We start from the raw sequence: 11,133 nt of genomic DNA on the forward strand, positions 1-11,133 counted from the left end.
GATACTATATATAAGCATGCTTTAGTTGAACAACTAACGACTGTTTCGGCGGTCGTTTTTATTGTACGCTGGTAGGATAGTTGCATAAGTAAGGGAACTTCGATATTAAGAAAGAGGCATAATTTTAGTTGTCCCTTTCTAATTTCTGATACTTAGGTATATAATGACACAATAATGTTGATAAACCCACCAACATCTCTTGTGTTGCCACATACACTCGACACATGTTGAGTGTGTGGCGCAACTCATTTTAAAGGTGTAACACAAAAATAAACATCTGCTAAACAAAATAAACCTTTGCCAAAATCAGAATAAACATCTGAGAAAAGGCATGAACAGGGAAAAGGAATAAGGGACGATCAGAGTCACCTCAAGCCTTTTCCCTCTTTTTGTATCAAGACTTTATTCGGAAAATAATAAAGAATTGCGAAAAAAGTTAGAATGAAAAAATCGAAAAATGGGGTTTTGTATCAAAGGTTTATTAACAATGGGAAAAAATGGGAGCATTGGAATGCGGGTTTGGGGGGAGAAAAAGCAAAAGTTTATTATTGCTGAACAAAAGGAAGGCAACTAACCCATTTTCTGGGCGTTGCCTTTTTTCGTTTCTTGTAACGGATTCACAAGGCTATATTCAATATGGAAGGTTCCATCATTTTAACAAGTAATCTTCTCAACCAGTGAATGGAGGATAGCAGGTGTTAATTCATTTAAGTCTAGTACATCTTTTAGCTTTTTACCGATATTAATTGCGTAATTCTCGTTTTCGCATTCCTTCAATTTTTCATCTAGTTGAGCATTTTCGATTTGAAGTTCATTAATTTTATTGTCTGTTAATTCTCGATTCCATGTGATCATCTTTTGTTAGGACACTTTCAGTATAGGGATATACATACTCTGGCTTTTTATTTCGTAAAGTTTCAATGGTTTTGTTATGGCTTTGAGGTCCTTGCTAATAAGATTATCTATCGATTTGATTCTATAAAATTGTAAGAATTGATAGAATGATTTAAAATTTTCGGTCTTTCCCCCAAGGTCAAAATGTTCATAATTTGCTAATTTATTACAAAATTTCACCCATCCACCTTGGAAATATGCTATTTTTCACAGGTTTTCGTGCTTTATTGACACGTGTTTAAAATATTTTTAGATGAATGGGTTAATGGAATAACATGGAAATCCCCCAATTGACCCTGTTCTAAGGAGTAGGTACAATGTGAATTGTAATAATTTTGAATTATAATAATTTTCAGATAAAAGTGGAGGGGATGTGATTTAGAAGAAATAATATTTTCGGACAAGATGGCTCTAATGCCAAATTGAAAAATGTAGGAGGAATTTTGTTGAAATCAAAATTGTTAAAGCGCACTTTCTCAGTTCTATCGCTTTTTACGCTTATGCTTCAATAATTTCGTTACGATCTTTACAAATTCTTAGCAAGAAAGAGGGAGCCTATGAAAGAGAGAAAATATCGTTTATATAGCAAAACATCGAAAACTTCAACTGCCATTGCTTTATCATTGGGTCTACTTTTCCCATCCGTCCAGTTTGGGATCGGACATGTTTCGGGTGCAGCTGGTAAATCAGCAGAACAAATCTTAGCATCGCTCACCCCAGAACAACAAGCGGCCTTAAACCAACTTGAGATGACAGAAAACTATGGCTTGCAGGGATTTTCAGATGAAGATCTGAAATCAGACAAAGACATTTCTGTAATCGTACAATTTAAGTCCAAGCCAGGAAAAGTAGCTGTATTAGAGGCCGCTCTGAAAGGCAAAAAAGTAACCAAACAAGAAGCCAATGAACAGGTAGATCAAGAACATTCCACATTCCAAAGTGATCTGAAAAAAATCTTACCTGCTGCCACTTCTTCTTCAGAAGACAAAAGTGCAGAAACTTCTTATAAAATCACCCGTTCCTACAAAACTTCTTATAACGGGGTGGCTCTTACCCTTGCTGCGAACCAAGTAGAGAAGTTGATGAAATCGGAAGTGGTCCAATCCCTACACAAAAATATCACCTTTACGGTAGAGCCCCCTTCCATCGCACAGGAAGAATCGAATAACGCTTCGACGCAAGCGGCTAGTGTTCCCTTTGTAGGAGTTGACAAGCTTCATGCGGAAGGAATCACAGGGAAAGGCGTAAAAGTAGGGGTTATCGATTCAGGGGTCGACTACAATCATCCTGATCTAAAAGATGCCTTCAAAGGTGGCTATGACTTTGTCGATAATGACAACGATCCGATGGAAACCACCTACGCAGATTGGAAAAAGTCAGTTGACCCGGAATTCAATAACGGAATACCCTACTACACGGAGCATGGGACTCACGTATCTGGAATCATCGTCGGTCAAGCTAAAAACGATAGTGAAGTCTCTGTCAAAGGAGTCGCTCCGGATGCTGACCTCTATGTGTACCGTGTCCTTGGACCATATGGTAGCGGTACTTCGGAAGCCGTAATGGCGGGGATCGATCGAGCCGTTGCCGATGGCATGGATGTCATTAACATGTCCTTGGGAGCAGGAATTAACGATCCATACTCTCCAACGAGTACAGCCGTGAACTATGCGGTATTAAGTGATGTCACTGCCGTGGTGGCTGCGGGTAACTCAGGACTTAACTCTTACACTCTCGGCTCTCCTGGAACTGCTGCACTCGCTCTCACCGTTGGAGCCAGCGATGTATCCATTTCTAATTCGTCCATGAAAGGGGCGATCGGAACACTCAGTGGGCTGGAACTGCGTAACATGGCGATATCCTTCACTGATAACCTATCTACTCTAGAAGGAAAAAGTTTAGATCTTGTAGACGTAGGTCTTGGTGGTGACGCGAATTACACGGGCAAAGATGTGAATGGCAAAATCGCTTTCGTTGCTAGGGGAACATATGCATTTACAGATAAAGTGAAGTTTGCGAAACAACATGGCGCGGCGGCTGTTTTAATGTATAACAACGCACCTGGCCATATTCCTACTTACTTGGGAGAAGATCAAAACTTTATTCCTACTTTCTCTCTTACTCAAGAGGATGGACTCAAGGTGAAGGAGCAACTAACTGAAGGAAATAAATCCTTCACATTTAGTAATTTATCTGTAACCAAAACACAAGGGGACACCCTAGCTGACTTCAGTTCTCGTGGACCAGCCAAAATTACCTATGACATCAAGCCAGAAGTCACCGCTCCTGGAGTTAGTGTGTTGTCTTCTGTACCCGCATACATAGGGAACCATGACGCACCAACAGATTACAAATATGCATATGCTCGTCTCTCAGGTACTTCCATGGCGACGCCAAATGCGGCTGGTGTAGCAGCACTTTTATTACAAGTCAATCCAACGTTACAGCCTGAAGATGTAAAAACAATCATGATGAACACGGCTGATCCACTGAATGGTTCCTACAGTGTATTTGAAGTGGGAGCAGGACGCGTGGATCCTTATCAAGCCGTTCATACTGGGATGAAGATTCAAGTACATGATACAACCCTAGTTCCTAACGGTGATGTAATCACTACTATCAAAGAAAAAACAGGTGGCATTGCGTTTGGCACTCATTTTGCAGGTGAAGATCTTAGCGTTACCAAAAAGTTGAAATTTCAAAACCTAACTGATAAAGTAAAGAATTTCAATTTGAACGTTCAGTTCCAAGCGGTGAAAGGTAGCCTAGATGCCGTAGCCAACCAGGTACAATTGAAATTCCGCCCAAACATAACAGTGGATCCAGCTTCTACTGAAAGTCTACATGTTACCATCGAAGTACCTAAAGCTGCTGCCGAAGGAATTTACGAAGGTTACCTCTTAGTGACCAACCAAGAGGATAAAACCGAGCAATATCGGATTCCATTTAGTGTTCGTACAGCGGAAGACAACTTCAAAACACTGGATATCGGAGATAGTAATATCATTTCCCCAGCCTACTATCGCTATGATCACTATGGCAAATTTAATAATAAACATTCCTCTGTAAATGCACAAATGAACTTGAAAACACCGATGAAAACCATGGACATGATCTTAGTAGATCGGAAATCGGGGCAAGGGCTTGGTTTCGTTGGACGACTCAATCTGGTTGGAAAAGAGATTGATACAAACTATTCACTAGTTATGTTTAATGGAAACTACTATCCGTTTACAGCCGATGGAATCTCCACAGAAACAGCACAAGCAAAACCGGGGCAATACCAACTGAAAACGGTTACGACTACTGAGGCTGACAAAGTTCTTACCAAATACTTCGATCTAATAGTAGATATTGATCAACCTACTTTTACAAGCTCATTGGATCAAGAGTCTCCGATTCTTGAATACAAACCAGGTCAAACTACTTATCCAATAGAAGTGCAAATCTATGACAAAGAAATTGAAGCGGCAAAACAAGCAGGAATGGCAGTCGACCAATCCAAAAACTCGCTCATGTGGTCCCGGAACAGTCCAATATCCAGCACTGTCCGTATGGACACAGCGGGAAAATGGAAACAAGAAATCCTGATGGATGAAAAAACTCCGGTCCTAAGCGTTAAGATGGATGGATTGGATGCAGGTGGGAACATAGGTGGAAGCAAAGCCTACTACTTTGTTAAAGAAGGTACTCCATTTGCTTATGGAACAAGTAAACAAAAATCGATCGCATTAGGGGAAACGATTACCACTACGCTCACACTGGACAATGTACAAAAATTAAAGTCAGCCACTTGGAATTTGTTAGACTATAGTGGTTATGTTCCTAAATTTGGCACTCAACTAGAAGTGGTTGAAGCAAAAGCTAATACAGCATTAAGTGAGTTTGGTAAAGGAACAGTAACCGTTACCTATACGAATGGAAAACCATCAATCAAACTAGATGTAGCGTCTACGAAAGAAGTTTCTGGCAAAATTCCTGCTGTAGACGTAACTATTAAGGTGAAAGATACTGCTTACACTACAGTAGCAGGATTTAATGCAAATGTTTCTTATGTGAATGAAGCGGGCACATCAACCAATCTCTTCTTTTCACCATTTTCTTGGAACGTGACCCCTACGTTCTCTGAAGCATTTGGCTATCTTACAGCAGAAGGTTTTAGAAAGTATGCATCTGGTCAAGTTATAATGTGGAATAAAAAAGATTGGGTTCAAGCTGGGGCTAAAGTAATCTTAACCGATGCTACGGGTAAAGTATACGATGCAACTATAAAAAGTACATTAAACCCAGAGTTCCTTGCGACTAAGCTTCCGTTAACGGATCAACTATTTACCAAAGAAGTACACCTACCCGGGCACTTTATTACGATACAAAAAAATCAAAAAGTTGGCTTCTTCCGCAACGGTGTATGGTATGGGCAATATATGTACATTGACAACAAAGAAGCAGTAGCAGGTGATGTAAACCAAGACCAAGTAATCGACATTTACGATGCACTGGCGATTCAAAAAGCTTGGGGCACAAATAATCGCGAAGCAGATATTAACTTTGATGGTATTGTTAATACAACAGACATCGGATTTGTCAAAACCAACTACTTAAAAGTAAATCCAGATGTAGAAAATACGCCAAAACCTGCAGATAATGTGAAGAGTAAAAGATTAGTTGATATTTTAAGAGAACTTGGAGTAACACCTTAATTCAATTTGCTTCGGGAGTCCTGATCAGATCAGGGCTCTTTTTTTTATATCATTTTAGCTCTTATTTGGACTGATAGCATGGGCCACAATAAATTCTGCCATAGGCTTCAAACGTTTCATTAGACTCTAAACGAAGAGGTAGTCGATTAACTGCATATCAAATGAGAAATGAGATTATTAGAAGACAAAGGGAACTTGAAAAAGCTAAGGAAATTGAGCGGTCTAAGTGGGTGTTGAAGCAGATGATGTTATTGAATGGCAAGGTATTGTAGAACAAGAAGTTCCAGAAGGAATTGGTCAAAATGAAAAGGTTGCAGTTAAGAACCGAAGAATGTATAAGCCATCGCTCTTTGACAGATTGCTTTAAAAAGTTGAGAGAAAGAAAATGAACTGGATCGATTAATCGAAGTTGCAAGATAGCAGGATGAAATAGTAAAAGTATCCATAAATTAATTTTATAGTATTTAACGAAACATTAATATTTACAATGAGTTAGAACTTTAAGTAGTAATAGTCAAGTAATTGGTGGTCTTGGTAGGATTGTTTATACAACTTCTAAAGGAGGCATAAGGAAGAATAAATTAAATTATTTTCCAATTATTACTAAATAAAATGTTAGATATCCAAAGATTGAGATGAAATTTAATGAATAACCCCAATAATATGGCAAAAATCTATCAGTGAAAGGTCTAAATTGTTCTAAGTGCTGATCCTGCAGGATTTGAAAACCCTCATTGTTAATTAATTGAATTTTTCGAATAATATTAGAGAAACATTAGTTTTTTATAAGAATTATTAGAAAGAGACATCACTATTTGAAAAAGTAATTTTAGAGAATCATTTCGTAGTGACATAATTAATAACAACTGGGAGGAAGAAGATGGGTAGGTATATACAAAAAAATAAGTTTGTAAAGAGCATGACTGTTTTAGCGCTATCATCTAGCTTTATTTTAGCGTCATTTGGAAATGTCACGAATGTATCGAAAGCTATTAGTCCGACAAATGTAGAGGAAATGCTTGCAAAACTAACTCCAATGCAAAGGGCTGCTTTGAATCAACTAAAGACAAACGCAACGACAGGTCTTCAAATTTCTTCTGATATTGATTTAAAGTCTAGTAAACTGACGGATGTAATTGTTGAATTTGCTAATAAGCCAGCAAAGGTAGCAAAAATTGAAGCAAGTGTGGAAGGCAAACAACTTACTGAGAGCGAGGCTGCAGCGTTAGTTGACCAAGACCATAATACATTTAGAGCTGAAGTTGGCCAAGTATTAATAGATGAAAAAAGATCAACTGTAGATTACAAGATTAAACGTTCATTTAAAACGGCATTAAATGGTATATCAATGAGTCTGCCAGCAAACCAAGTTGAGAACTTATTAAAATCAAAGGTCGTAAAAAATGTCTGGAGTATTGAACAATTCAAGATTGATCCACCTAATCAAAAGGAAATTACAGACCAATTTAAAGCGGATGAATTTAATATTGCGAATTATTCACCATATGATGGATTAGACCGTTTACATGAAGAAGGTCTAACAGGAAAAGGAATTAAAATTGGTATTCTTGATACAGGAATTGATTATAATCATCCAGACTTAAAAGATGCATATAAAGGTGGATATGATTTTGTCGATAATGATAGCGATCCGATGGAAACGACTTATGCGGATTGGAAAAAATCAGGTTGGCCAGAGCTCAGTAGCGCAAATACATATTATACAGAGCATGGTACGCATGTAGCTGGTATCATTGGCGGACGAGGTGTTGCTAATAGTGAATACAAAACGATTGGTTCTGCTCCAGAAGCTGATCTATATGCTTACCGGGTACTTGGACCATATGGAAGTGGGACGAGCGATGACATCATTGCAGCGCTAGATCAAGCGGTGAAGGACGGTATGAATGTCATTAATATGTCATTAGGTGCAACGATCAATAATCCACTTTTTGCTACATCCGTAGCGGTTAACAATGCTGTATTAAGTGGAGTGACCACTGTTGTTGCTGCGGGAAATAGTGGAGATCAGATGTATACACTTGGATCGCCTGGAGCAGCAGCGTTGGCACTGACGGTTGGTGCATCGTCAAGTGCAATTGATATTTATCAATATTCTAGTAAACAAAATAGCCGTGATTATACATTAAGAGAATTAGCAAGAAACTATGTAGATGATTTAACGACATTAAAGGGTAAAACATTCAATTTAGTTGAAGTTGGCCTAGGAAAGCCTGCTGATTACTATGGGAAAGATGTAAAAGGCAAAATTGCCTTTATCAAACGCGGTGAAACTGCATTTGTTGATAAAATTAAAGCTGCCAAGAATAATGGAGCAGCTGGAGTCATCATTTATAATAATGAAGAAAACAAAGCCGAGGGAATCATTCAAACCTATGTAGGTGAGTCAGTATTTGCTATTCCAACATTTTCGATTTCATATGAAGATGGGCTAGCAATTTCGGCGGCGATTAATGCTGGTAAAACAGACTTCTCTTTTGATAATTTTACTAAAATGAAAACACCTGAAGATGAATTAGCTAGTTTTAGTTCAAGAGGTCCTTCTCGCATTAATTATGATATCAAACCTGAAATAACAGGACCTGGTGTTGCCGTTCTTTCAACTGTTCCATTTTATATAAATGATAAAGCAGTCGATGGCACAAAGCCTGAAGATTATAAGATTGCTTACGAGCGCTTATCTGGCACTTCAATGGCTACTCCTTTTGTTGCAGGGGTATCTGCATTGCTACTTCAATCGAATAAAGATTTGCAGCCTGCAGATGTAAAATCAATTTTGATGAATACAGCGGATCCATTGTCGAAAGAATATAGTGTATTTGAAATAGGTAGTGGACGTGTTGATGCTTATGAAGCAATTCACTCAAATGTTGAATTAAGTGTCGTTGATAAAACACCTACACTCATTAATGGAAAGGAAAAACTAATTAATGAATTAACAGGTGCAATGAGCTTTGGATCAATCAGTTTTAATGACAAAAATCAATCAGCGACTCGTGATATTAAACTTAAAAACCGAAGTGAACAGACGAAAACATTTAATGTGGACATTCGCTATCAGACAGGATTAAAAGGATCTAAAGATGCGTCAAAAAATAATGTGAAATTAACAGGTCCAACATCTGTAAAATTAAAAGGAATTAGTCAAAAATCAATCAACTTTAATTTAGACATTCCAAAAACTGCCGAAAAAGGAATTTATGAAGGCTATATTGTTTTTACGAATAATGTAGATTCTAAAGAGCAGTATCAAATACCATTTGGTGTTCACTATATAGAAGAAGGATTCAACTCAATGAAAACAGTTAATAAGATGATGACTTCTGATTATACGAATTGGTATCCATTGTTAGATTACAACACAACCGTACTATTTAATTCAAAATCAAATATGGAAACACTAGATTTCATTTTATTAGATGGCGATACCAATCAGGAAATTGGGTATTTAGGGCAAATGGATTCTTCTCAATTAAATGATGATACTGATTATTATGTAAATGGAGTATTTTCTGGAATGTATTTACCATTCACAGGGGATGCCAAACAACCAATTTCAACTAAACCAGTAAAAGTACCATATGGGCCAGCACATTATAAAGTGAAAATGATTGGAACGAATAATCAAGGGAAAACGTTCTCAATGATAGACCATACTATGATTGATATTACAGGCCCTACGTTTACTACGGATCTAAAAGATGGCTTTATAGAAGTAAAGCCTGGTACGACATCATATCCTATTGCTGGAAAAGTTTTTGATAAAACGAATGATGACTATAGAAAGCAAGGGATTGCGATTGATCAATCAAGTAATTTTATCATGGAAAAGAATAATAATTATTTCTATACCAATGGATTCTATGTTGATAAAGAAGGAAATTTCTCATATGAAATTCCAATTGATCCAACCGAAAAAATTGTAAATGTTGAATTACAAGGATTCAATACAGCTGGAATTGGCACAAGATATAAGAACTTTACATTTGTTCCAGAAGGTACGCCGTATGTATATGGTAGTACTGATAATGATTATGTAAACTTAGGTGAAAACGTAAAAGTTACTTTAACAGCAAATAATCTAAACGATGCTAAAAAACTAGCTACTAGTTTCACATTTTCAAATAGTCAATTAGAAGTGATTGATGTAAAAATACATCCTTCTATGGAAAAATATGGACCTGTTAAACTTACAACTAATTCAGTTCATTCAGGTACAAGTACAGAACTAAATGTAAAGATGGAAATTATAGAAGGAAAAGTATCAGGTGATGTTCCATTTGCTGAAGTAACTCTCAAAGCGAAAGACGATCTGTATGAAATTATGTATCCTTTTGAAGAATCAACGGCTTCTTATGCAAATGAATCAAACGAAACAATCTCAATGGTCTCTGCAATTGTCCCGATTTGGACAAAACCACTACACTCGGCAACTTCGGGTTCACTTGGAATTCCAGAATCATTTGTAAGAGAGGGTAGAAATACATGGAGAGTAGACCCATCTCAAATAGGAGCAGGTTTAACTGTAAAAGATAAGGAAGGTAATAATTATCCAGGTGTAATTAATCGATATGGGCAAATTAGCGCTGAAAAACTACCGGTTACACTTGAAGAAATGGTTGAATCAATTGATCTTCCAGGACATTTTACGATATATAAACCATTTCATGTAGGATTTGTGAATGATGATGGAGAAGCTACTGCTCATCATAATCCTGAAATAAATTTAATAGCTCCAGTTCCAGGAGATGTGAATAAGGATGAGGTAATCGATATTAAGGATGCACTTTTCATCCAAACATACTGGGGCACGAATAAACGGAATGCTGATATAAATTTTGATGGCAACGTTGATGCAAAAGACTTTGCATTTTTTGAGAAGAATTATTTAATGCAGAATCCTACTGTTGACGACTCGCCTAATCCAGTAAAGAAATATAAGGGAAAAGGGATTGAAGATATTAAGAGTGAGCTAGGTATTCAGTAAAAAAAAATAATCTTAGCTCGAGATACAATGGATGAAAAGAAAGTTCTTAACTAGTTTCATTACTAATTCATAAGCCTAGCTTCAATTGGAGTGACCAACTGTTAACACATGTAGAGTGTGTGGCTGAACTTGGATTAAAAGGAGGCAACTAACCCTTGTGGTTGTTGTCTTTTTTTCGTTCTTCTAGACGATTTACGATAATGTGAAAGTATCAACTATTTCTTTAAATATATATACCAATCCTTAAAAGATAAACGGGGGCTTTACTTAAATAAGAGTAAAGCCTTTTCTTTATCCAAGTAAAGGTTGAGTTAAAAAGATGCAAATAATTGCTTAATGAGAATCGCGATAATATAGATGGTCATTCTAAAAGAAGGAGGGATGATCTTGTTATTTCGGATATTATTACTGCTAATATCATTCATTTATAAATTTTCTTCTATTGCCAGTGCAGAAGCACCACTTACTGCTGCATTTATCCGCAACCACCAACTATGGATAAAAAGGGGAAATCAAGAAATACAACTTACA

The 11,133-nt window shown here is 37.1% G+C and carries 4 protein-coding genes; 3 read left to right on the top strand and 1 reads right to left on the bottom strand.

The genetic code is table 11. The features are described 5' to 3' along the window. Nucleotides 1-654: 654 nt before the first annotated feature. Entirely contained in the window at nucleotides 655-855 is a 201-nt protein-coding gene (locus COC46_RS18425) for a hypothetical protein (protein WP_098811377.1), read from the bottom strand. Nucleotides 856-1,451: 596 nt separating this feature from the next. Here COC46_RS18425 and COC46_RS18435 point away from each other — a divergent pair. From COC46_RS18435 to COC46_RS18440, 3 genes are all read left to right on the top strand, one after another. Next, nucleotides 1,452-5,594, top strand: a complete 4,143-nt coding sequence (locus COC46_RS18435) for a S8 family serine peptidase (RefSeq protein WP_098811379.1) — start codon at nucleotides 1,452-1,454, stop codon at nucleotides 5,592-5,594. A gap of 226 nt (nucleotides 5,595-5,820) precedes the next feature. Beyond that, nucleotides 5,821-5,961, top strand: a complete 141-nt coding sequence (locus COC46_RS22360; protein ID WP_176545217.1) for a hypothetical protein — start codon at nucleotides 5,821-5,823, stop codon at nucleotides 5,959-5,961. Nucleotides 5,962-6,474: 513 nt separating this feature from the next. Next, the gene (locus COC46_RS18440; RefSeq protein ID WP_098811380.1) at nucleotides 6,475-10,602 is read left to right on the top strand and encodes a S8 family serine peptidase; all 4,128 of its coding nucleotides are present in this window, start codon (nucleotides 6,475-6,477) and stop codon (nucleotides 10,600-10,602) included. Nucleotides 10,603-11,133: the final 531 nt, after the last annotated feature.

The sequence above is a fragment of the Bacillus sp. AFS041924 genome (assembly GCF_002577195.1).
Classification (GTDB): Bacteria; Bacillota; Bacilli; order Bacillales; family Bacillaceae_G; genus Gottfriedia.